Source organism: Kribbella sp. ALI-6-A (assembly GCF_001984195.1).
Taxonomy (GTDB): domain Bacteria; phylum Actinomycetota; class Actinomycetes; order Propionibacteriales; family Kribbellaceae; genus Kribbella.
In genome coordinates, this window is record NZ_MTQN01000012.1 from 626,284 (window position 1) to 650,301 (window position 24,018).

Consider the following 24,018-nt stretch of genomic DNA (forward strand, 5'->3'; position numbering starts at 1 on the left):
TCCACACTGATGAACAGATATGGACAGCGACGCACGGGCCGAAACCGGACACCCGGCGCCGGCCCGCGGCGAGTGTGTCAGTCGGCGCAGTCCGCGCAGATTCCGACCAGGGCGACCTGCTCGGGGGCCAGCCGGAAGCCGAGGTCGCGTTGCAGTTTGCGGCGGGTCGGGTCGAGGGTGTCGCCGGGGGCGTCCAGCACCGTGCCGCATTCGGAGCAGCGCAGGTGCAGGTGGCGGGGCGCCAGCTCGCCGGACAGGTGGTACGTCGTACCGGCGCGGCCGAGGTGGACGTGGGTAACCAGCCCGAACTCGCCGAGAGCGTCGAGCGCGCGGTAAACCGTCGCCCGGTGGATGCCCGGGCGGAGCTGCTCGGCGCGTTCGCCGATCTGCTCCGCGCTCAGGTGCTCGTCGGTACTCGCCAGGACCTCGACCACGGCGAGCCGGGCCGGCGTGACCCGCTCGCCCCGCTCCCGGAGCCGCAGCGCGGTGACCTCGGCCGGGCCTTTCGCGACCGAACCCTTCGGAGATGGCGCCATGTTCCAGTCTGACCTTTCTACGACTTCTTCGCAGCGGCCTTCGTGGTGGTCTTTTTCGCCGTCGTCTTCTTCGTCGTGCTCTTCGTGGCGGCCGCCTTCTTCGCGGTCGCCTTCTTGGCCGTCGTCTTCTTGGCCGTCGTCTTCTTGGCGGCGGTCTTCTTGGCCGGGGCCTTCTTGGCGGTCTTCTTCACCGGACCGCGCGCCCGCTTGTCGGCCAGCAGCTCGGCCGCCCGAAGCAGCGAGATGGTGTCGACCGAGTCGTCCTTGCGCAGCGTCGCGTTGGTCTCCCCGTCGGTGACGTACGGACCGAACCGGCCCTCCTTCACCACCACCGGCTTGCCGGACTCCGGGTCCTCGCCGAGCTCCTTCAGCGGCGGCGCGGCCGCCCGCCGGCCCCGTTGCTTGGGCTCGGCGTAGATCTTCAGCGCCTCCTCGAGGGTGATGTCGAAGATCTGGTCCTCGGTCTGCAGCGACCGTGAGTCGGTGCCCTTCTTCAGGTACGGCCCGTAGCGGCCGTTCTGCGCGGTGATCTCGTCACCGGACTCCGGGTCCTTGCCGACCACCCGCGGCAGCGACAGCAGCTTCAGCGCGTCGTCCAGGGTGACGGTCTCCAGCGTCATCGACTTGAGCAGCGAACCGGTCCGCGGCTTCGCGCTCTTCGGCGCGTCCTCGGGCAGCACCTCGGTCACGTACGGACCGAACCGGCCCGCCTTCGCGACCACCTGCAGCCCGGTGTCCGGCGTCGCGCCGAGCTCGATCTCGACGCCCGAGGGCTGGCTGAGCAGTTCCTTCGCCTTGTCGACGGTGAGCTCGTCCGGCGGCAGGTCCTCCGGCACGTTCGCGCGGGTCTCGTCCGGGCCCTCGACGTACGGGCCGTAGCGGCCGACCCGGACCACGATGCCGCTGTCCGGCGGGCCGACCGGGAAGGTGGACATCTCCCGGGCGTCGATGTCGCCGAGGTCGCTGACCATCGACTGCAGGCCCTCGAGGTCGTCGTCGCCGAAGTAGAACCGGCCGAGCACGCCCTCGCGCTGCAGGTTGCCGGCCGCGACGTCGTCCAGCACGTCCTCCATCGAGGCGGTGAACGCGTAGTCGACCAGGCGGGTGAAGTGCTGCTCCAGCAGCCGGACCACGGCGAAGGCCAGCCACGCCGGGACCAGCGCGTTGCCCTTCTTGTAGACGTAGCCGCGGGCCTGGATCGTGCCCAGGATCGACGCGTACGTCGACGGCCGGCCGATCTCGCGCTCTTCCAGCTGGGCGATCAGCGTCGCCTCGGTGAAGCGCGACGGCGGCTTGGTCTCGTGCCCGGAGGCGATCACCTCGGTGGCCGGCAGTACGTCGCCTTCGGCCACGTCGGGGATCTGGGTCTCCCGGTCGTCGGTCTCGTGCGACGGGTCGTCCGCGCCCTCGACGTAGGCCTTCAGGAAGCCGTGGAAGGTGATCACCCGGCCGGACGAGGTGAACTCGCAGTTCTCTCCGCTCGAGGCCTTGGCGTCGATCTTGATCGACACGCTGTTGCCGGCCGCGTCCTTCATCTGCGACGCGATCGTGCGCATCCAGATCAGCTCGTACAGGCGGTACTCCGCGCCGGACAGCCCGGTCTGCGCCGGGGTCTGGAACTGCTCACCGGCCGGACGGATCGCCTCGTGCGCCTCCTGCGCGTTTTTCACCTTGGAGGTGTAGACCCGCGGCTTGTCCGGCAGGTACGACGCGCCGTACAGCTCGCGGACCTGGGCCCGGGCGGCGGTGATCGCGGTGTCCGACAGCGTGACCGAGTCGGTACGCATGTAGGTGATGTTGCCGTTCTCGTACAGCCGCTGGGCGATCTGCATGGTCTGCGAGGCGGACATGCCGAGCTTGCGGCCGGCCTCCTGCTGCAGCGTGGTGGTCCGGAACGGCGCGTACGGCTTGCGGGTGTACGGCTTGGACTCGATCGAGCGCACGGTGAATCGCGAGTCGCGCAGCGCCGCGGCCAGCGCGGTGGCGGTCGGCTCGTCGAGGTGGACCGTGTTCTGGCTCTTCAGCTCGCCGGTCGGCGCGAAGTCGCGGCCCTGGGCGACCCGCCGGCTGTCCACCGAGACCAGCCGGGACGGGAACAGCCGGGGCGTCTTGCCCTCGCCGGCGTCCAGCGTGGCGTCCAGGTCCCAGTACGACGCGCTGCGGAACGCGATCCGCTCCCGCTCGCGGTCGACCACCATCCGGATCGCGACCGACTGAACCCGGCCCGCCGACAGCTTCGGCATGACCTTCTTCCACAGCACCGGGGAGACCTCGTAGCCGTAGAGCCGGTCGAGGATGCGCCGGGCCTCCTGGGCGTCGACCAGCGCGTCGTTGATCTGCCGCGCGTTGCCGACCGCGTCCTGGATCGCCTTCGGGGTGATCTCGTGGAAGACCATCCGCTTGACCGGGATCTTCGGCTTCAGTTCGTCCAGCAGGTGCCAGGCGATCGCCTCGCCCTCGCGGTCCTCATCGGTGGCCAGGTAGAGCTCGTCGGCGTCCTTCAGCAGGTCCTTGAGCTTGCGGATCTGCGCCTTCTTGTCGGCCGGTACGACGTACAGCGGGTCGAAGTGGTCGTCGATGTTGACGCCGAGCCGGGCCCACGGCAGTCCCTTGTACTTGGCGGGGATCTCGTCGGCCCCCTTCGGCAGGTCCCGGATGTGGCCGAAGCTGGACTCCACCACGTACCCGGCGCCCAGGAAACCGGCGATCATCCGCGCCTTCTTCGGCGACTCGACGATCACCAGCCGGCGACCGGTGCCCGCTGCCGCGGTTCCGGACGATGTCTTGGTCCCTGCTGCCCCTGCCACTGCGCTCCTTGCTGTCTACGACCCGTACGACCGACCAACGTCTGCGGCCGGACTGCTCATTCCCCGTGAGCACACCCCGAGCACCGGACCTGCCCGAAGACAGAGTACGGCCGACAGCAACGCATTTCTCAACGCACGGTAACCGGTCGCGCCGCCACGAGCCGCATTCGGGTGACGGAAAGCACGGGAAAGCCCCGGCCCGGAGCAGTTCCCGCACCTCCTGTTCCGCCCGCACGTGACGCGCGCACGTGCGGTCCCGCATGCCGAGACGGATCCGCTCAGCGCACGAACTGCACATCGGGGTGTCGCGGCGATTCTTTCCGCAGCAACGCCTGCGGCCGGCCCTTCAGGAACTGGTCGAAGTACGCCGCGAGGTAGGCCCGCTGGGCGCGGACACTGCGGGCCGGGTCGACCGTGCCGAGCAGCGAGTCGACAACCTCGTCCGGCACTCCGGCGTGCTGGGCCAGCCCTGGCACGGAGAACTGGTAGTCGGCGAACGAGCCGTGCGTTCCCCGCGGCAGGCTCAGGTCGAGCTTCCAGCCGCGCTGGTGCTGCCAGAAGCTGGTCCAGGACGGATCGTTCCACGGCGCGCCCGGTTGGGGCAGGTGCGAGTGCCCCTGAGCGCCGAACAGCAGGAACGGCCGGTCCAGCCCGCGCTTGGCCGACTCACTCAGCTCACCGTCGGGCCCGAATCCCATCGTGCCGTCGAGATTGGCGCCGGCGTCGATCCGGCGATCGACGAGCATCGTCTCGGCCGCGGCGAAGCCGCCGAGGCTGTACCCGAACATGCCGGTCCGGCGAAGGTCCAGCGCGTGGCGCAGCCCGGCCGGCAGCGGCCGGTGCTCCGCGTCCGGGTTGGCGCCCGCCGCCAGCCGTCCGAGCTGGTCGAGCACGAACCGGGTGTCGGCGACGCGGACGCCGAGCGCCTTCTTGATCGCGTCGTGCGACACGACCGCCGGCGTGACCCGCCCGCCCGGGAACCGCACCGGCGCTTCGCCGGTGTGATCGATCGTCACCACGACGTAGCCGCGGCTGACCAAGTCCTCGACGTGATTGGTCCCCATCAGGCGCGAGGTGCCGAAGCCCGGTGAGTACAGCACCACCGGATGCCTCCCGTACGCCGGTACGCCGGTCCGCGCGTGCGACCGCACCCCGGCGTAGTCCAGCTGCTCCGGTGTCAGCTCGAACAGATCGGTGAGGTCCCGCGCCAGCGTCCTCGCGATCTCGGCGGGTACGTACGGCGCGCGGGGCCCAGCGGTGGGAACAGCCGGATACCAGACGCCGGCCATCAGCTCGCGCGGCCGCGCGCTCCCACTCCAGGGATCCGTGCGGCTGCTGTCGACCAGATGCAGCTCCGTCGTTCCGATCGCGTGCCGACCGGTCGGGCGCGGCAGCTCCGGCCGGTAGGCGGTGGTGGTGGCCACCGGCTCCGGCGGCCCGGTCATAATGTTGCCTGAGGCAACTGCCGCGCCGGCCGGAGTGAGCAAGAGCGTGGTCGCGGCCAGGGCGAGCAGAGATCTGCGTCGTACGGTCATGCTCCGACTCTGCCCGCCGGCTCGCCGTCGCGGATCAACCCAGCGAGGGAACGGCCTCCCCCGCGAGAGTGAACTTCAGCGGACGAAACCGACGGCCGGGAACTTCCCGGACTCCTTGCGCAGCAGGGATTGCGGCCGGGACCGCAGTGTCTGGTCGAAGAACGCGGCCAGGTACTCGCGCTGCGCCGCGATCGCCTGCGCCTCGTCACCCCGGCCGACCAGTTTGCCCACCGCGATCGGGATCAGGTCGTCGTCCCCGTAAACGTGGTGGAACAGCTGGGCGAACACGAAGCGGAAGTCACAGAACGCGAAGTGCTCCGAGTCCTTCAGCTGCAGGTTGAGCTTCCACCCCTGGTGGGCTGCCCAGAACGCCGCCCAGGACGCGTCGTAGTTCGGCGCCTTCGGATCGAGCCGCTGGGTGGTGTCGGAGCCGAAGAGCAGGAAGGGCCGATTCAAGCCCTTCCGCGCGACCTCGCCGACCAGTCGTTCGGTCTTGCTGTCCGACAGCGTCCCGTCCAGGTCCGCCCCGGTCCGCACGCGCCGGTCCTGCAGCATCGTGTTCGCCGCGGTGTAGCCGCCGAGCGAGTAGCCGAACATGCCGGTACGCCGTAGATCGAGGCTGTCGTGCAGCCCGCGCGGCAGCCGGCGCCGTTCGGCGTCCGGGTTGGTGCCGGCTTCCAGCTGCTCGAGCTGGTTCAGCACGAACCGGGCGTCGGCGGTCCGGGTGTCCACCACGTCGTGGATGAGCTCCGCGGTCGGCGCTTCGTCCGGATCGTGTCCAGGGACGAACCGCCCGTCGGGAAACTGCACCGGCGTCTCACCGGTGTGGTCCATGGTGACCACGACGTATCCCCGGCTGGCCAGGTCCTCGGCGTGCTGGGTGTTCAGGAACCGGCTGAACGGATAGCCCGGAGAGAACAGCACGACCGGGTGCTTGCCCGGCCGGACCGGTACGCCGACCCGCGCGTGCGTGTCGGTGTTGGCGAAGTCCAGCACGGTGCCCGGCAGCCAGAAGGCGTCGGACCACTGGCGCCCGACGTACTCCGCCGTCTTCTGCGGCATGTACTTGGCCAGTGGGGCGTCGCCGCCCATCCCGGCGGCCGGGTACCAGATGCTGACCATCAGTTCGCGTTTTCCGCTGGGCGCCGTGGAATCCTGCCGGCTCCGGTCGACCAGGTGCAGCTCGGTGGTGCCGAGGTCGGAGCGCCCGGTCGGCTCGGGCAGGTCGAAGGTGACCGGGGTGTAGTCGGGGTCCTGGGCCGGCCGCGCCTGCGCGGTGAGTGGCGCCGTCAGCAGTGCGGCGGCCACCAGTCCGGCGAGGACGCCGGTCAGACCACGACGGTTGATCCTTCGACAGTTCGCCATGCGCATCATCGTCGCCGCCCGGCCGTCGCCGGGGATCCTCCGTCCCGTGGAGAACCGGTCTCAACTTCGTGACGACGGCCGGTCTGTGCCGAGCGCAACAACCAGCGGTGTGTGGCAAGGTGCACACCGATCCGCGCACCGCACCCTCGCCGGGAATGCCCTTTCGGGCCGGCCTGACCGTGGCGAAAATCTGACAGCGGCGTGGCTGCCCACCTCACCAGCGAGCACATCCGTCTTTCGGCTGGACTTTCCCTGATCCGGCCCCCGAACCCACCGGCCGGGACTCCAGGGTGCGGCACAGGTGGTTTCCGGTGGCAGCGGGGCCCTCCGACGTGACACGCTTCGTGCTGGCACGGCCGTGGCCCCCTCCCATGGTGGTGCCAACGCCACCATCCAAGTGGTGCCAACACCATCAGTTCTGGTCCTCGCGACGGCTAGTTTCGAAGCAGACGAAAGCCGTCGGGGGCAGCTGTTTCAGAGAGGGCGCGTGGGAGTCATGGTTGCGACATACCTGAAGAAATGGGTCGGCAGCCGGCTGTTGAACAGAACCACCCGCAAGGGTGGTCTGGACCTGTCGAAGATGAAGATGTTCCCTCGCCAGGTGTCGATGCCGTTGCGCCGCGAAGGTCTCGACCCGGTGCCGGAGATGGAGAAGATCCGCGAGATCGAGCCGGTGCACAAGCTGGCCCATCTGTTCGGGCTGAACGTCTGGATGGTCAGCGGGTACGCCGAGGCCAAGGCCGTGCTGGCCGACAGCACCAACTTCAGCAACGACATCCGCCCCCTGGTCGGCTCCGACCCGAACAAGCCGTCGGAGGGCATCGGCGGCCTGGGCTTCACCGACCCGCCGGACCACACCCGCCTGCGCAAGCTGCTCACGCCGGAGTTCACCAAACGCCGGCTGGCCCGGCTGGAACCGGCGATCGAGAAGATCGTGAACGACCAGCTCGACCTGATGGAGGCCAAGGGCCCGGTCGCCGACATCGTCGCCGACTTCGCCTTCAACGTGCCGTTCCTGCTGATCGCCGACCTGCTCGGCGTCGAGGAGGACGACCGCGACCGCTTCCGCGCCCTCGGCCCGGCCCGGTTCGACCTGTCCGGCGGTGGCATCGGGGTGTTCGGTTCGGCCAGTGAGTCGCGCGACTTCCTGTTCGAGATCGTCCGCAAGCAGCGCAAGGACCCCGGCGACGGCCTGATCGGCTCGATCATCCGCGAGCAGGGCGACACGATCGACGACATCGAGCTCGGTGGCCTGGCCGACGGCGTCTTCCTCGGCGGCTACGAGACCTCGGCGAGCATGCTCGCGCTCGGCACGCTGGTGCTGCTGCGCGACCCGGACAACTTCGCCCGGATCCGCGAGGAGCCCGGCGCCGTCGACGCGATCGTCGAGGAACTGCTGCGCTACCTGACCGTGGTCCAGGTCGCCTTCCCGCGGTTCGCCAAGCACGACCAGGAGCTGTTCGGCCACCAGGTGAAGAAGGGCGACCTGGTCGCGGTCTCGCTGTCCGGCGCCGACCGGGACAAGGCCGTCTTCGGCCCGAACGCCGAGCACTTCTGGCCCGAGCGGGCGCCTGCCGCGCATCTCGCCTTCGGCCACGGCATGCACCGCTGCGTCGGCGCCGAGCTGGCCCGGATGGAGCTGCGGGCCGCGTTCACCGCGCTCGCCCACCGGTTCCCCGACCTGTCGCTGGCGGTCGCCGAGGAGCAGCTGCGCTTCCGCGACTTCTCGATCGTGTACGGCGTGGAGTCGCTGCCGGTGCAGCTGCACGCGACGGCGGGCTCCCGCCAGGCGGCCGGCTGAGCGTTCGCTCTCCCTCTGGTGACGCGGTGGAACCACAGGACTGCGTCAAGTCAGCCCCGGAGATCTCGCCGACCTCGTGACAGCGCGGTGACTCAGGTCCACAATGGGCGGTCCGGCTCAACCCTGCGAGCTGGTTCAGACCAGGAAGGCCGAGCAGCACCATGGGGATGGACGGGGGCCCGCTCACAGCCCGGATCGCGGCGGCGATGACGCTGGCGCAGACCGGTGGCCACCACGCCGCCGCCGCGGAGATCGAGGCGATCCGGGCCGAGCTCGGTCCGGAGCCCAGCTACGCGCTGGCCGCCGCGGAGTACGTCCGCGGTGTCACCGCCCACCACGCCAGCGACGCCGACGAGGCGCTGGCCGCGGTGGAGGCCTGCCTCGAGGTCGCCCGGGCGATCGACGAGCCCGGCTGGGAGGCCAACGCCTTCCCGATCCGGATCATCAACCTGGCCCGCAGCGGCCGCGGCGGCGACACCGTGGCCGACCTGGTCGCGGCCGAGGCCGCCCTGAGCCGTACGACGGACGCCGGCCTGGCCGCCTGGGCCCACACCGGCCTCGGCTACGCGTACGACGTGCTGCGGTTGTTCGAGCTCTGCATCCCGCACTACGAGGCCGCCACGCAGACCGACGCCGACGTGTTCGAGCTGGCCGAGTCGCTGGCGATCGACCGGCTCAACCTGGCCGAGACGCATCTGCGCTGGGCCCACGAGCTCGAGCGGCTCGGCGATCCGTCGTACCAGCAGGAGATCCGGGAGCGGCTCTCGTCGGCGGCGTACTGGGCCAGGGACGCGGAGCGGGTCATCGTCGACGACGAGAACCAGGAGTACTGGCGGTTGAGCGCCCGGCTCTGGCTGGCGGCGGCGGAGACCGACAGCGACCCGACGGCCGCTGTCGCGGAGCTGACGGAGTGCCGTGACCAGATCAGCAAGGTGGGCGAGACCGAGCGGCTGGCGATCGCAGGCGCCTATCTGGCAAGGGCTTTGCAGCGCTCAGGTGAGCTGGACAAGGCTCAGGCGGCCGCTGCCCGTGCGGCCGACGACCTGATCCCACTGGCCGATCCGTCGACGCAGATGCTCGTCCTGCAGACCAAGGCGCAGCTGGCGGCGCTGGCCGGCGACCCGGGAGCCTCGACCGGGCTGGACTACGCGCACTCGGTGGCCCGTGCCTGGTGGAAGGAACGGCGACGCGCGCTGAACGCCGTACGGCACGCATTGGACACGCACGACCTGTCCGCGCGGCACGACGCCGAGTGGCACGCGGCCCGGCAGGACCCGCTGACCGGCATCGGCAACCGCCGGGCGATGGACGAGCGGCTGACCGCGGCCCGCGACTCGCAGCGCGCGGTCACCCTGCTGGCCATCGACGTGGACAACCTGAAGATCGTCAACGACACCTTCGGGCACGCCTGCGGAGACGAATTGCTGCAGGTTGTTGCAAACCTGCTGGTAGAACAGGCCCGTTCGACCGACGCCGTGATTCGATCGGGCGGCGACGAGTTCTTCGTGGTGCTGGACCAGCCGGACGCGAAGGGTGGCTACCAGCTGGCCGAGCGGATCCGCGCGGCGGTGTCCGGGATCGCCGCCGGAACCAGCAAACCCTGGCTGGCGAAGCTCGGCCTGAGCCTCGGGTACGCGGCCACCGCCGAGGGCATCCCGGTCGACCGGCTCGTCCCGGTGGCCGACAGCCGCTTGTACGAGGACAAACGCCGCAACCGCTGACATGCGGCGGAAGTGGCAGTGAGAGTGGAGGAGTGGGTGCGGGAGACGTCGGGGGTGACCGCGCGGATCGCTGCGGCGATGGCGCGGGCCCAGTCGGGCAGTCCGGCCGAGGCGATGCTCGACATCCGCCGGTTGCTGGACGACCTGGGCCCGGAGCCGACGCCCGAGCGGGCAGCGGCCGAGTACGTCCGAGCGGTCGCGGCGCACCACGGCACCGACGCCGAGGAGGCGCTGGACGCCGTCGACGGCTGCATCCGGATCGCCCGCACGATCGACGAGCCCGGCTGGGAGGCGAACGCGCTGGCGCTGCGCATCGTCACGCTGATCCGGACCGGTGAGGGCGGCGACTCGGTCACCGACCTGGTCGCGGCCGAGAACGCCCTGTCCCGCACGTACGACGCCGGACTGGCCAGCTGGGCGCACACCGGCCTCGGCTACGCCTACGACCTGCTCAGGCTGTTCGAGCTGTGCATCCCGCACTTCGAGGCGGCCGCCGCCACCGCCAGCGACCCGCTCGGACTGCCCGAGGCACCGGTCATCGACCGCCTCAACCTGGCCGAGTCGAATCTGCGCTGGGCGCACGAGATGGAGCGGCTCGGCGACTCGTCGTACGACAAGCAGATCCGCCACCGGCGGGTGGAGGCGCGCCGCTGGGCGGCGGAGGCGAACGACGCCATCGTGCGGGCGGACCTGATCGGCTACTGGCCGATGGCCGGCCGGATGTGGCTGGCGGCGAGCAACTGGGACGCCGAGCCGGCCGAAGCGGCGGTGGTGCTCAAGGACTGCCGCGACCAGCTCGCCAAGCTCGGTGACCTGGAGCTGACCGCGATCGCCGGGGCCTACCTGGCCAAGACGTACGCCGCTCTGGGCCGGCTGGACGACGCGCTCGAAGCGGCGGGACAGGCGACGACCGACCTGCCGCCGACCTCGGACCCGCCGGTCGAGGCGCTGGTCCGGCACACCGCCGTACAGATCTCTGCTGACTCCGGTGACGCCGGCGCCGCGGCCGGCCTGCAGTACGCACGCGCCATCACCAGGGGCTGGTGGGCCGAACGGCTCCGCGGCCTGTACGCCGTCCGCAGCGCGCTGGCGACGCACGAGCTGTCCATCCGGCACGACGCCGAGTGGCGCGCGGCCCGGGAGGACCCGCTGACCGGCGTGGGCAACCGGCGCGCGCTCGACGAACGGATGAGCGCGGCGCTCGACTCCGGCCGCTCGATCGCCGTGATCGCGATCGACGTCGACAACCTCAAGGTGGTCAACGACAACCACGGCCACGCCTCCGGCGACGAGGTGCTGCGCCGGGTCGCCCAGCTGCTCACCGAGCAGTCCCGCGCCGAGGACGTCGTCGTCCGGGCCGGTGGTGACGAGTTCGTCGTCGTCCTGGACAACCCGGACGAACGTGGCGCGCGTGAGCTGGTCGAGCGGATCCGCAACGCCGCCGAACGCATCTCGGCCGGAGCCGCCGAGCCTTGGTTCGCCATGCTGCGCCTGAGCATCGGCCAGGCCTCCAGCACCGACGGCATCCCGATCACCGAGCTACTCGCCGAGGCCGACCGCCGGATGTACGCCGAGAAGCGCGACCGGCGTCGTCAGTAGTCGAGAAAGCCCTCGACGACGAGCCGGCGGATCTCCGGCAGGTACTCGGCCTGCAGGTCGTCGCGGTCGAGCAGCGTGGCCAGGGCACCGAGGATCTGGCCGACGGTGAGGTCGCCGTCGCAGGCCCCGACGAATCCGGCGAGCACGGTGTCGGCCTGCTCGGCCCGGCGCATGCCTCGCTGGCGGCGGAGCACGATGGTGGCCGGGTCGTCGGCTCCGGGCGGCCCGGCCGTCTCCTGGACCACGTCGTCGGCCAGCCGGAGGTACAGGCCGGTCAGGTCGTCGGGGACGGCCTCCTGGCGCTGGAACCGTTGCAGGACGTGCGGGCCGATCGGCTGCTCGATCTCGTACGGCCAGGCCTCGGCGTCCGTCGTACCGGGGACGTTGTGCAGGTTGATCCAGCCCATGCCGATCGCCTCGACCTGCTGGTCGTCCAGCCAGGCCAGCCACTCGTCGTACCGCTGGGTGTACCCCGGCCGGCCGTGCAGCCCCGCATCACGCAGCCACAGCTCGACGTACTCCGCCGGGTCGAGCTGCTCGCGCTGGACTGCCCAGGCAGCCCGGTCTCCGGTCCAGCCGGCGATGCGGTCCTGCCAGTCCTGGCCACGTACGCAGGTCCAGTTCGCCAGCAGTTGGCACCAGCCGCCTTCGGTCAGGTGCTGCGGCGCCTGCCGGACCAGCTGCTCCACCACGGCGTCTCCGGCGAACCCTGTCTCGCGGTAGGTCAGTTTGCCGTCGCTCGGCGGCGCGATCACGTACGGCGGGTTGCTGACGATCAGGTCGAACCGCTGGCCCGCCACCGGCTCGTACAGCGAGCCGTCACGCACGTCCAGGTCGATCCGGTTCAGCGCAGCCGTCCACCGCGTCAGCTGCAGCGCACGTGGGTTCACGTCGGTGGCGACGATGTGGTTCGCCCGGTCGGACAGGTGCAGGGCCTGGATGCCGCAGCCGGTGCCCAGGTCGAGGGCGCTCTCCACCTTCAGCGGCACGGTCAGCTTGACCAGGCTCAGGCTGGCCGGTGCGATACCCAGCACGTAGTCGGGCCGCATCGGCGCCCGCCGGCCGTCCAGCCCCGGCGTCGGGTCGGCGACGACCCACCACGCGCGCTCGTCCTCGGCGTACGGGCGGATGTCGAGCACGGCGAGCACCTCGTCGCCCCGCGCGGTGACGATGCCCTGGGCAAGCAATTCGGTCAGGATCTCCTTGTCCAGCAGGGATCCGGGCACCGGGCGCTGCAGGAGGAAGAGGCGGATCAGAGTGTCGAGCGCGTCACCGCCACTGGTCTGCCGGTACGCCAAGGTGGTCTCGTTGCGCGCCAGTGCGGCGTTGGCCCGGCTTCCCAGGCGCTCGGCGACGCCTTCGACGGTGTAGTCCGCCGTCTCGAACAGTCCACGCAGCCGGTCCACCAGACCACTCGACAGGTCACTCATGGCCCCATCCTCGCCTAGGCGGCACGAGCGGTGCTGTAGAGGATGGTGCCCGACTCGACGAAGTCCTCCGGGGACAGCTCGGCCAAGGCCCGCTCGGCCGCCGCCAAGCACGCCGTACGACGCTCGGGCGGCAACAGGTCGAGCCGCCGGGCCATCGACCCGATCACCCGCGAGTGGGCCAGGAACTCCGCGGCTGTCGGCTGGTGGCGGAACCGCTCGACGGTGATGTCGACCTGCCCGAAGCCGGCTGTCTCGAGCGCAGCCGCCAGCTTCACCGGGTCCGACGTCACGGCGTTCGACGGCATCTGCGGCGACGGATCGGCCGGAGCGTCGTGCTCGTCGATCACTCGCACCCACACGTCGTACGCCGGGTGCGGGTCGTGCCCGGACCAGGTGACCGCGGCGAACGAGCCACCGGGCGCCAGCGAGCGTCGTACGGCGGAGAGGGCCAGTGGCAGGTCGGGCAGGTGGAACAGCACGAACGGCATCACCACGGCATCGAGCGACTCCGCGGCGAACGGCAGAGTCTGTACGTCGGCCACCACGCGCCCGTACCCGGCTGGAGCGCGCCGGATCATCTCCTCGGTCAGGTCGGCGCCGATGACCTGGGCCTGCGGCGCCAGCGTGGCCAGGTGGTCGAGCAGGCGACCCGGGCCGCACCCCAGCTCGGCCACTCGCCGGGCGCTGGCGAGCGGCAGCCGGTCGGAGACGGCTCTGGCATGCACGGCGAGCACGTCGGCCCACGCGCCGTCGTACGTGGCCGCGACGCGAGCGTAGTTGCCCCGGATGTCCTTGGTGATCACAGGAAGTACGGCGTCGCCGTGCGGAGCACATCCGCGAGCTTGTCCCGCACCAGCTCACGGTGCGGCACCTGGACGACACTGTCGTTGAACCGAACGCCCCGGTCGACCAGGACGTAGAGGACTCGGAGAGTGCGCAGCGTGTTGCTGACCTCCGGGCGGATGCCGTCGTGCGGGCGGTTGACCAGCACCCGGGCGGCCGGGTCGAGCCAGTCGGTCGCGTCCGCCTCCAGCAGGTCGGTGCGCGTCAGCGTGGCCGCCAGGGCGTAGCCGAGCCGGTCGTCCTCCAGGTCGCGCAGGACGTGGTCCGTCGGCGTCAGCATGCGTCCGATGCCGAGCCGGAGCATCTCGACCGGCTCGACCGCGGGCAGGCGCCCGAGAGTCCCGAGGAGGTCGGCCCCGTGCGCGACGGCGTGCAGCCAGCCGAGCTCCGCGTCGTACCCGCGCAGATCCTCCTCCGCGACGTACCAGCGCTCGAACGGCGGTACCCAGCTCGGCTCGAACACCCCGGCCGAAACGATCGCGTCCAGGATCAGCGGCGCGAACGCCCGCGTCTGGATCTCCGGGTCCACGAACCGCCCCGTCATCTCGTCCCCGAGCTCCCGCAGCAACTCCTCCCCGAGCACACCCTGGCCGATCCAGGTCGCCAGCGTCGCGTAGGCCTGCCCGTCGCGCACGACCGGATCCGGCGACCGCAACATCCCGGACAACTCCGCCACCAACTCGGGCACCGGCCGATCGGCGGGAACCACAAAACCCTCAGCACGTACCCGCGCCCAGTCGGTCATGCCGGAAACCTAACCACTCAGCTACCCAGGCCGCCACTCCGGCCGCGAAGCCCCGAACGAACGAAGCGGCCCGTGGAGCGTCCGCCGGAACGGACACTCCACGGGCCGTGGCGGCCAGGACCCCTCAGCCCGGCCGGGTGGTGGGCCGCCGGGTCCCCTGATCCGGCGGCCGTCTGTGGGTCAGGCGTCGCGCTTGCTCGCGGTGAACAGCGCGATCACCAGCAGCGCGACACCCCAGGCCGCGAAGTACGCGAGCGCCCACCACGGGGACAGCCCGGTGTTGGCACCGGCCGCCTCGGCGCCGGCCAGGCCCATGTCCTGGCCACCGTTGATGAACTGGTTCGCGTTCGTGAACGGCGACCACTTCTGCAGGTCGTCGCCGATCCGCGGGATCAGCGGCAGCAGACTCTCGACCAGCAGCGGCCACAGGATCAGGATCGCGATCGCCCCGGCGCTCTGCCGGATCAGGATGCCGACGGCGACCGCGAAGATCGCGGCGATGCCGTAGACCAGCGCCTGGCCGCCGATCAACCGCCACTCCGCCGACGTGTCGATCGCCATGTCGGCGGTCCCGGCCAGCAGGTAACCGACCGCCCACGAGCCGAACGACGCGACCAGGCCGACGAGCGCCGCGAGTCCGGCGACGACGACGGTCTTGTTGAGCAGCAGCGCGACCCGCTGCGGAACGGCCTGGAAGCTGGTCCGGATGGTGCCGAACCGGTACTCGGTGGTGACGGCCAGTGCGGCCATCACCATGATGACCATCTGCCCGAGGTTGACACCGAACTGCGACATCGCGGGGGTGACCCGGGCCTCGTCCGCGCCGCTGGCCAGACCGGTGGCCAGCGCGGCCAGGCCGATCGAAAGAGCCGCGGCGATGATCATGCACCACCACGGCGACCGGGTGGAGAAGAGCTTGATCCGCTCGACGTTGATCAGCGACATGTCAGTTGTCCTCCTGCGGCCCGGCGGCCATCTCGGCGGCGGAGACCGGCGGCACACCCGGTACGGCCTGCGCGCCGTCCTGCGCGTGGTACTGGACCGAGTCACCGGTCATCTGCATGAACGCCTGCTCGAGCGAACCGCGCTGCAGGGTCAGTTCGTGCAGCACGATCTGCTGCGACGCGGCGAGCTCACCGACCTGGTCGGTGGTGACGTTGCCGTCGACGTACAGCACCTTGGTGTGGTCGTCGGCCTGCTCGACCCGGGTGATCAGTTGCTGCTGCTGGAGCAGCGTGTCGAACTGGTCGAGCTGAGGGCTGCGCACCCGGATCGTGCTGCCGCTGGCGCGGTCGACGAACTCGGCGGTCGAGCTCTGCGCGATCAGCCGGCCGCGGCCGATCACGATCAACTCCTCAGCGGTCAGCGCCATCTCCGACAGCAGGTGGCTGGAAACCAGCACGGTCCGGCCCTCGGCGGCCAGCCGCTGCATGAAGGTCCGGATCCAGACGATGCCCTCGGGGTCCAGGCCGTTCACCGGCTCGTCGAACAGCAGGATCCGCGGGTCGCCGAGCAGGGCGCCGGCGATGCCGAGCCGCTGCGACATGCCGAGCGAGTACGCGCCGGCGCGCTTGTTCGCGACCTCGGTCAGGCCGACCATCTCGAGCACCCGGTCGACGTTGGCCTTCGGCAGCTTGTTCGAGGCCGCCATCCAGGACAGGTGGGCCCGGGCGGACCGGTTCGGGTGCACCCACTTCGCGTCCAGCAGGGCGCCGATCTCGGTCAGCGGCTGCCGCAGATCGCGGTAGCGCTTGCCGTCGATCCGGACGTCGCCGGAGGTCGGGGTGTCCAGGCCGAGGATCATCCGCATGGTGGTGGACTTGCCGGCCCCGTTCGGGCCGAGAAAGCCGGTCACCTTGCCGGGTTTCACCTCGAAAGACAGGTTGTCAACGGCAACGGTTGCGCCGTATCGCTTGGTGAGGCCTTGTGCCTCGATCATCGCCGTACTCCTCGTTCGGTAGCGCGCCGGATGTCAGGGCGGGCAGTCCACCTCAGTATCGAGGCGAGGCCACCCGGTCGCATCGGACCCGGGACGGATCCGGTGTGTCCACCTGGGGATGGAGTCTTCCGCCTCCACCGGCCCGGCAGCCATCGGGCAAGTCCCTGACCGTCCCCTTGAGCATCCCGCACCACAGGGTCGTGCGGCATCAGCCGAAAGTCGGCGCGCCGACGACGAAAGAGGCGGGAGCCACTGCCAGTTGACGGCGAGCCCCGAACTTCCAGAGCCCTTTCAGGCCGGCAGCTTCGGCGGGTGAACGCACAACGGCCCGCCGGAGAACTCCGGCGGGCCGTTGGGGTGGTGCGATGGATCAGGCGGCGATGTTGGCTGCCGCCGGGGTGTCGGAGATGACCGACTCGCGCCGCTTGGACACGATCACGGCCGCCGCGATGACGGCCACCGCGACCAGCGCGATGATGATGCGCAGCGGGGTGTTGGTGTCCTCGCCGATGCTGGACATTCCGACGACGGCCGGGGCGATCAGCACCGCAACCAGGTTCATCACCTTGATCAGCGGGTTGATGGCCGGACCGGCGGTGTCCTTGAACGGGTCGCCCACGGTGTCACCGATGATGGTGGCCTCGTGCGCCGGCGAGCCCTTGCCGCCGTGATTGCCGTCCTCGACCAGCTTCTTCGCGTTGTCCCAGGCGCCACCGGAGTTGGCCAGGAACACCGCCATCAGCGTGCCGGCCGCGATCGCACCGGCCAGGTAGCCGGCCAGCGCCGACGCCCCCAGACCGAAGCCGACCGCGATCGGGGCCGCGATCGCGAGCAGACCGGGAGTGGCCAGCTCACGCAGCGAGTCCTTGGTGCAGATGTCGACGACCTTGCCGTACTCCGGCTTGCCGGTGCCGTCCATGATCCCAGGGATGTCGCGGAACTGGCGACGGACCTCGTAGACGACCGCGCCGGCGGCCCGGCCGACGGCGTTGATCGCGAGACCGGAGAACATGAACACGACCGCGGCACCGATGATCAGGCCGACCAGGGTGGACGGGTCGAAGACCAGCGCGTCGGCGTTGAACGCGGCGTCGCCGGCGTCGTTCAGCACCGAGTAGATCGAGTCGGTGTAGGACCCGAACAGCGCGGTCGCGGCCAGCACGGCGGTGGCGATCGCGATGCCCTTGGTGATCGCCTTGGTGGTGTTGCCGACGGCGTCCAGCTCGGTCAGGATCTGGGCGGCCTCGCCGTCCACGTCGCCGGACATCTCGGCGATGCCCTGCGCGTTGTCCGAGACCGGGCCGAAGGTGTCCATCGCGACGATGACGCCGACGGTGGTGAGCAGACCACAACCGGCCAGCGCGATCGCGAACAGCGCGACCACGCCGCCGCCACCCACCAGGAAGGCGCCGTACACGGCGGCGGCGATCACCAGCGCGGTGTAGACGGCCGACTCGAAGCCGACCGAGATGCCGGACAGGATCACCGTGGCGGCACCGGTCAGCGACGTCTTGCCGACGTCCTTGACCGGCTTGTCCTCGGTGCCGGTGTAGTACCCGGTGATGGCCAGGATGACCGCGGCCAGCACGATGCCGATCAGCACCGAGACGGTGGCGATGACGCGCGGGTCGCCGTCGTTGGCGGCGATCGCCTCGGTGGCGTTGGTCAGGTCCGCGAAGCTGCCCGGAAGGTAGACGAACGCGGCGATCGCACACAGCACCGCCGAGACCAGGGCCGAGATGTAGAAGGCCCGGTTGATCGTGCGCAGTCCGTTCTCACCGACCCGCGGACGGGTCAGGTAGACACCCAGCACCGCGGTGACCGCACCGATGGCCGGCACGATCAGCGGGAAGACCAGGCCCTGCTCGCCGAAGGCGGCCTTGCCCAGGATCAGCGAGGCGACCAGCATGACGGCGTAGGACTCGAACAGGTCCGCGGCCATACCGGCGCAGTCACCGACGTTGTCGCCCACGTTGTCGGCGATGGTCGCCGCGTTGCGGGGGTCGTCCTCGGGGATGTTCTGCTCGACCTTGCCGACCAGGTCGGCGCCGACGTCGGCGGCCTTGGTGAAGATACCGCCGCCGACCCGCATGAACATGGCCAGCATGGCGGCGCCGAAGCCGAAGCCTTCCAGCACCGTCGGGGCGTCCCCCTCGAAGAACAGCACCACCGCGGCGGCGCCGAGCAGGCCGAGACCCACGGTGGCCATGCCGACGGTGCCACCGGTGCGGAAGGCGACGCGCATGGCGGGCTCGCGTCCCTCGCTACGGGCGGCCGCGGCGACACGGACGTTGGCGCGGGTGGCCAGCCACATGCCCAGGTAGCCGATGCTGGCCGAGAAGCCCGCTCCGACCAGGAAGAAGATCGAACGCCAGATCTTCAGTGTGGTGTCGTTGTCGCCGTCACTGTGCGCGGGCAGCAGGAACAGCAGCAGGAACGCCGCCAGGGCGAACCAGGCCAGTGTCTTGAACTGCCGGGACAGATAGGCGGAAGCGCCTTCCTGCACCGCCAGGGCGATCGTCTTCATGCTCTCGGTGCCGTCGTTCGCGGCAAGCACCTGGCTGCGGAACACCATCGCGATGATGACCGCAAGTAACGCGATCACTCCGACGACGACCACCAACATGGTGTTGCTCGACGACAGATCCACCGCTTGTACAGCAAGCTGCGCGGACATCCGTCCTCCTTGTAGGCAACCCTCAGGGCGTGACGGCCCCCGTCCTGCCGCAACCGAGAGGGTTGGGGAATACGAAACAACGCCAATCACCTGGCGCGGTGGGTCACTCTAACCGGTCCTCGACCAGACCTGACGTCAGGGTGGTCTGGGAATCTCGCGTGTCCACAGGCGTGATGTCACCGACGGTAGTGACAGCAACACCTGGCCGGACGGTTTCAGATCGCCGAGGCGACGTCCGGGTGAATCTCGAAGACCTTCGTCAGGCCGGTGATCCGGAAGATCTTCAGCAGTCGTTCCTGCGTGCAGACCAGCGACAGCGACCCGTCGTGGGTACGGACCCGCTTCAGCCCTCCGACCAGTACGCCGAGCCCGGTGGAGTCCAGGAACTCCACTCTTTCCAGGTCGACGACGAGGTCGTAGTGCCCCGCGTCCACCAGCGAGACGATCGTCTCGCGCAGTTTCGGCGCGGTGTAGACGTCGATCTCCCCACCCACCTCGACGACGGTGCGCCCGCCCTCCGGACGCGTCGTCAGCGACAGATCCACTTCGGCCTCCGATCCCGTGAACCGTTGCATTCAACCATGTACGGACCGTGAGTAGGGCCGCGTGCAAAACTCTTTCATCCCGGCGCGTGCCGCGTCGACCTGCCTGGTCAAAAAGCCGTGTGCATCCGCATTTGCAGCGGCTGCGCGCATTCGGGCGTGCACCGCTTGATGGTCTGGACCGGTTGCCGATCGTGGCCGGGCCGGCTTGTCCACGCGGGGCGTTAGGGTCGTTGCCATGAGTGGTGAGGCGGCGATCGTGCTGAAGCGGCTCGCCGCCGGTCCCGGCCGGTCGGAGCGGCTGACACACGTCGAGTCGGTGCCGCCGCGCGCCGGCCGGACGGCGGAGTGGCCGCGCTGGGTTCCGTCCGAGGTGCTGGGCCAGTTGGCCGATCTCGGCATCACCAGTCCGTGGAGCCACCAGGTCGCCACCGCCGAAGCGGCGTACGGCGGCAAGCACGTTGTGGTCGCCACCGGTACGGCGTCCGGCAAATCGCTGGGATACCTGCTGCCCGCGCTGACGACGCTGAGCATCGCGCATGCGGCCTCACCCCATCGTCGGGCGGCATCGGTGCTCTACCTCTCACCGACCAAGGCACTGGCGCACGACCAGCTGCGCGCCCTCACGCAGTACAAGGTGGACGGACTGCGCGCGACCACCCTGGACGGCGACTCCGAGCGGACCGAGCGCGACTGGGCGCGCGACCACGCCACCTACGTGCTGAGCAATCCGGACATGCTGCACCGGTCCCTGCTGCCGAATCACCAGCGCTGGGCCAGGTTCCTCGGCTGCCTGCAGTACGTCGTGGTCGACGAGTGTCACCACTACCGCGGCGTCTTCGGCGCCCATGTGGCCGGCGTACTGCGTCGGCTCCGGCGAATCTGCGCCCAGTACGGCGCGCACCCGATCTTCGTCTGCGCGTCGGCCACGGTCGCCGAACCGGCGGTGTCCGGCGAGCGGCTGACCGGGCTGCCGATGGTCGAGGTGATCGACGACGGCTCCCCCCGCGGCGGCATCGAGTTCGGCCTGTGGGAGCCCCCGCTGACTTCGCTCCGGGGCGAGAACGGAGCGCCGGTACGACGATCGGCCCCGGCCGAGGTCGCGGATCTGCTGACCGACCTGGTGGTGTCGGGAGTTCGCACCGTCGCCTTCGTCCGCTCGCGGCGCGGAGCGGAAACGGTCGCGATGACCGCCCGGGAGAACCTGGCCGAGGTCGACCCGGCCCTGGCCGAGCAGGTCTCGGCGTACCGGGCGGGTTACCTGCCGGAGGAGCGGCGCCGGCTGGAGAGCATGCTGCAGAGCGGCGAGCTCACCGGCGTCGCCGCGACCAACGCACTCGAGCTGGGCATCGACATCGCCGGGCTGGACGCCGTCCTGCTGGCCGGCTGGCCGGGGACCCGCGCCTCGCTCTGGCAGCAGGCCGGCCGGGCCGGGCGGTCGGGTGGCGACGCCCTGGCGCTGCTGGTCGCGCGGGACGACCCGCTGGACACCTATCTGGTCCGGCATCCGCAGGCGATCTTCGGGCGGCCGGTCGAAGCGACGGTGTTCAACCCGGAGAACCCGTACGTGCTCGGCCCGCAGCTGTGCGCGGCGGCGCAGGAGCTGCCGCTGACCGAAGCGGACTACGAGGTCTTCGGTTCGACCACGTCGTCGGTGATCAGTCAGCTCGTCCGGCAGGGGCTGCTGCGCGAGCGGCCGCACGGCTGGTTCTGGACGCGGCGGGACCGGGCGGTCGACGCGATCGACATCCGGTCGGCCGGCGGCAAGACCGTGCAGATCGTCGAGGACCAGACCGGCCGTCTGCTCGGCACGGTCGACGGCGGCTCGGCGCACGCGTCGGTGCACGAGGGCGCGGTGTATGTGCACGCCGGCGAGTCCTACCTGGTCCGCACGCTCGACCTCGAGAACCACGCGGCGATCGTCGAACCGGCCTCGCCCGACTACACAACGTTCGCCCGGGACGTCACCGAGATCGGCATCCTGGCCACCGAGGCGTCCGAGGCCTGGGGGGCCGCCGAGCTGTCCCGCGGCTGGGTCCAGGTGACCAACCAGGTGGTGTCGTTCCAGCGCAAGCAGCTCGTCACCGGCGACGTCCTGGACGAGCAGCCGCTGGACCTGCCGGAGCGGACGCTGCGGACGAAGGCGGTCTGGTGGACGATGCCGGACTCCGTCGTCGCCGCGCTCGGGCTGGACGACGTACCGGGAGCCGCGCACGCGGCCGAGCACGCGTCGATCGGCCTGCTGCCCCTGTTCGCGACCTGCGACCGCTGGGACATCGGCGGGGTCTCGACCGCCAAGCACGCCGACACCGGGCAGCTCACCGTCTTCGTGTACGACGGCCATCCGGGCGGCGCGGGTTTCGCCGAGCACGGGTACGCCGCCGCCCGCGAGTGGCTGACCGCGACACGGGAAGCCATCGCCCACTGTGAGTGCACTGAAGGGTGCCCATCGTGCGTACAGTCACCGAAATGTGGGAACCAGAACAGCCCACTCGACAAGAGCGGCGCCGTGGCGCTGCTCACCGCACTACTCGGCAGTGAGGCCTGAAGGTTCCAGCACCTGCTGCTGGAGGAGAGGCAGCAAACCATGGCCGTTCTCGGCATCGTCCTGATCGTTCTCGCCGTCCTGCTCGGACTCGGCGTGGCGGTCTCGTCCACCGCATCGACCACGATGGAGGTGTTCGGGGTCGACTTCGGCGTCCTCGTTCCCACCATCTTCTTCCTCGGCGCCGCCGCCGGGGCCGTCCTGATGCTCGGCCTGTGGCTGACGAAGAAGGGACTCGGCCGGGGCTACCGCCGGCACAAGGAGGTGAAGGAGCTGCGCCAGCAGGCTGCCGTCACCCCCGACGCGTCGACAACGACCACCACGACCACCACCACCGTCGGCGAGGACACCACACACTCCGGCAAGCACGCGGCCGACGTCCCCGCCGACGTACCGCCGGCCGGCGAGCGGGAGGGAACCGGTGGCCACCCGGTGGGCTCCGACCGGCTCGCCGAGGACCGGCACACCGTTGCCGACGGCCCGGACACCCGACAGCCGCGCTGAGCCGGCACCTTCCCGGGAAGCGAACCGGCTTCCCGGGAAAGGTGAGGCCTCCCTCCGAACGACGTACTGTCTCGATCGGGGCACGGCGGTCGCACGACCCGGACACGGATCCGGCGCGGCGACATTTCGATGCTCTATGCAACAACCTCCAACTGGCAGTTAGTTGCCATTGGCATCAAGTGACGGCTTGCCGCCGTCACCACCTTCCAGACGTCTGTGCCTTACTGGTCGTGGCGTCAACGTCGCGTTGAGTGATGATCGGCTCTTCGCGCCACGGGGTCTCGACGACCTGACGCGAGCCGGCACGACCTCTGGAGGTTGTCTTGATCGTCCGTAGATTGTTCAGTCGCACCGGTGTGGCAGTCCTGGCCGTCAGCGTCGCGCTGGCCACCGCACTGCCGGCCCGCGCCGCGGCCCCGGTCCCGACCGAACCCGCACCCGGCGTGGTCGAGGTCGGCGCGGTGAAGCAGATCGCGAGCAGCGCCGACACCCGGTACTGCCTGACGTTCGTGGCCGCCGAGAAGATCCCGATGGCGGTGATGATGGCCTGCGCTCCGGGCAAGGAGGGCAAGACCCAGGAGTGGGTCTACACCGAGAAGGGCCAGCTGCAGGTCGCGATGAGCAAGAGCGTCGGTGGCGCCGTTGCCAAGAAGGGCGCCTGCCTGGACACCGGCGCCGACCTGGTCACGGTTCCGAAGAACGCACCGGTGCTGGTGCTGCCGTGCCGTGACGGCGACGGGCAGAAGTGGAACTACGACGAGGCGACCGGATCGTTCGTCAACGCGGCGAGCGGACTGGCACTCAACTCACTGCTCGGCAAGGGCAAGGCGAAGCAGGCCCAGCCGACCGGTACGTCGGCCGCCGTGGGCGCGGCCAACCAGGGCTGGAAGGCACTCCCCCTGCCCGGTCTCGACTACCTGGGTGCGCAACTGGCACTCGTGAACGCGCTCCTGGCGTCGATGGGCCTGGCCCTGCCGGCGCCGATCGCGAACGCCGCCGGCCTTCTGCTCGGGCTGCTCCAGGGCCAGACCCTGGTGCCGGCCGAGATGTCGGTGATGCCGAAGCAGATGATGCAGCTGGCTCAGAAGTAGCAGCCCGAGGCACGAAGAAGGGCGGCCCCGACGATGTCGGGGCCGCCCGTTGTCCTTTCAGCTCGAGTGTTGGCCTGGAGATCCACTCCGGCGGGCCGGGGAAGTTTCCGCTGCTTGCGCGTCAGCGGAGATTCCGGTCACCGCCTGGGCATCACCACCAGCAGTTGTGCCAGTGATGCCAGTGGTGCCAGTGGTGGTGGTGGCCCCCACCGAGAAGGTCGTGCAGTAGCTCGCCGAGCATGTCCTTCACCTCCGTTTCCAGTGATCCGAACGCCGATGACGCTACCTCCAATTCTCACGTTCTGTATCTAGCCAGCTACTCTTTGAGACAAGACCGC

General features: G+C 70.1%; 17 protein-coding genes. 6 read left to right on the forward strand and 11 right to left on the reverse strand.

The window, feature by feature from the left end; translation table 11 throughout:
- Positions 1-77: 77 nt before the first annotated feature.
- The 4 genes from BWI15_RS29535 to BWI15_RS29550 all read right to left on the reverse strand — a co-directional run bounded on the left by BWI15_RS29535 (position 78) and on the right by BWI15_RS29550 (position 6,243).
- A complete protein-coding gene (locus BWI15_RS29535) occupies positions 78-536 on the reverse strand; it encodes a Fur family transcriptional regulator (protein WP_077017819.1) in 459 nt (152 codons plus the stop codon).
- 17 nt (positions 537-553) lie between these two features.
- Positions 554-3,343, reverse strand: coding sequence for a type I DNA topoisomerase (topA, locus tag BWI15_RS29540; RefSeq protein WP_077017820.1), 2,790 nt, complete (start codon positions 3,341-3,343; stop codon positions 554-556).
- A gap of 278 nt (positions 3,344-3,621) precedes the next feature.
- The gene (locus BWI15_RS29545; RefSeq protein ID WP_077017821.1) at positions 3,622-4,878 is read right to left on the reverse strand and encodes an alpha/beta hydrolase family protein; all 1,257 of its coding nucleotides are present in this window, start codon (positions 4,876-4,878) and stop codon (positions 3,622-3,624) included.
- Positions 4,879-4,953: 75 nt separating this feature from the next.
- Positions 4,954-6,243: an alpha/beta hydrolase family protein gene (locus tag BWI15_RS29550; protein ID WP_077019385.1), complete on the reverse strand. Its 1,290-nt coding sequence runs from the start codon at positions 6,241-6,243 to the stop codon at positions 4,954-4,956.
- A 496-nt stretch (positions 6,244-6,739) separates the two neighbouring features.
- Here BWI15_RS29550 and BWI15_RS29555 point away from each other — a divergent pair, with 496 nt between their 5' ends.
- From BWI15_RS29555 to BWI15_RS29565, 3 genes are all read left to right on the forward strand, one after another.
- A complete protein-coding gene (locus BWI15_RS29555; RefSeq protein ID WP_077019386.1) occupies positions 6,740-8,044 on the forward strand; it encodes a cytochrome P450 in 1,305 nt (434 codons plus the stop codon).
- A 161-nt stretch (positions 8,045-8,205) separates the two neighbouring features.
- The gene (locus BWI15_RS29560; RefSeq protein WP_077017822.1) at positions 8,206-9,765 is read left to right on the forward strand and encodes a GGDEF domain-containing protein; all 1,560 of its coding nucleotides are present in this window, start codon (positions 8,206-8,208) and stop codon (positions 9,763-9,765) included.
- Between the two features lie 36 nt (positions 9,766-9,801).
- Entirely contained in the window at positions 9,802-11,364 is a 1,563-nt protein-coding gene (locus BWI15_RS29565; RefSeq protein ID WP_083751241.1) for a GGDEF domain-containing protein, read from the forward strand.
- On the opposite strand, the gene BWI15_RS29570 is transcribed toward BWI15_RS29565, so the two are convergent.
- The 7 genes from BWI15_RS29570 to BWI15_RS29600 form a co-directional block, all read right to left on the reverse strand.
- The gene (locus BWI15_RS29570) at positions 11,358-12,794 is read right to left on the reverse strand and encodes a DUF7059 domain-containing protein (RefSeq protein WP_077017823.1); all 1,437 of its coding nucleotides are present in this window, start codon (positions 12,792-12,794) and stop codon (positions 11,358-11,360) included. The two genes, BWI15_RS29565 and BWI15_RS29570, sit on opposite strands and share 7 nt — an antisense overlap.
- Positions 12,795-12,808: 14 nt before the next feature.
- On the reverse strand, positions 12,809-13,597 hold the full coding sequence (locus BWI15_RS29575; RefSeq protein ID WP_077017824.1) for a class I SAM-dependent methyltransferase: 789 nt from the start codon (positions 13,595-13,597) through the stop codon (positions 12,809-12,811).
- A complete protein-coding gene (locus BWI15_RS29580; protein ID WP_077017825.1) occupies positions 13,594-14,382 on the reverse strand; it encodes a DUF2785 domain-containing protein in 789 nt (262 codons plus the stop codon). Before BWI15_RS29580 ends, BWI15_RS29575 begins: the two co-directional genes overlap by 4 nt.
- Before the next feature lie 180 nt (positions 14,383-14,562).
- Positions 14,563-15,327 (reverse strand): ABC transporter permease, encoded by a 765-nt coding sequence (locus tag BWI15_RS29585; protein ID WP_077017826.1) that lies wholly within the window; start codon positions 15,325-15,327, stop codon positions 14,563-14,565.
- Position 15,328: 1 nt separating this feature from the next.
- Positions 15,329-16,321, reverse strand: a complete 993-nt coding sequence (locus tag BWI15_RS29590) for an ABC transporter ATP-binding protein (protein WP_077017827.1) — start codon at positions 16,319-16,321, stop codon at positions 15,329-15,331.
- Positions 16,322-16,691: 370 nt separating this feature from the next.
- Positions 16,692-18,998: a sodium-translocating pyrophosphatase gene (locus BWI15_RS29595; protein ID WP_077017828.1), complete on the reverse strand. Its 2,307-nt coding sequence runs from the start codon at positions 18,996-18,998 to the stop codon at positions 16,692-16,694.
- A gap of 215 nt (positions 18,999-19,213) precedes the next feature.
- Entirely contained in the window at positions 19,214-19,573 is a 360-nt protein-coding gene (locus tag BWI15_RS29600) for an STAS domain-containing protein (RefSeq protein ID WP_432944449.1), read from the reverse strand.
- A gap of 205 nt (positions 19,574-19,778) precedes the next feature.
- Here BWI15_RS29600 and BWI15_RS29605 point away from each other — a divergent pair, with 205 nt between their 5' ends.
- From BWI15_RS29605 to BWI15_RS29615, 3 genes are all read left to right on the forward strand, one after another.
- On the forward strand, positions 19,779-22,088 hold the full coding sequence (locus tag BWI15_RS29605; protein ID WP_077017829.1) for a DEAD/DEAH box helicase: 2,310 nt from the start codon (positions 19,779-19,781) through the stop codon (positions 22,086-22,088).
- Between the two features lie 39 nt (positions 22,089-22,127).
- Positions 22,128-22,589: a hypothetical protein gene (locus BWI15_RS29610; protein ID WP_077017830.1), complete on the forward strand. Its 462-nt coding sequence runs from the start codon at positions 22,128-22,130 to the stop codon at positions 22,587-22,589.
- Positions 22,590-22,945: 356 nt separating this feature from the next.
- On the forward strand, positions 22,946-23,680 hold the full coding sequence (locus tag BWI15_RS29615) for a ricin-type beta-trefoil lectin domain protein (protein ID WP_168197397.1): 735 nt from the start codon (positions 22,946-22,948) through the stop codon (positions 23,678-23,680).
- The last annotated feature ends 338 nt before the right edge of the window (positions 23,681-24,018 follow it).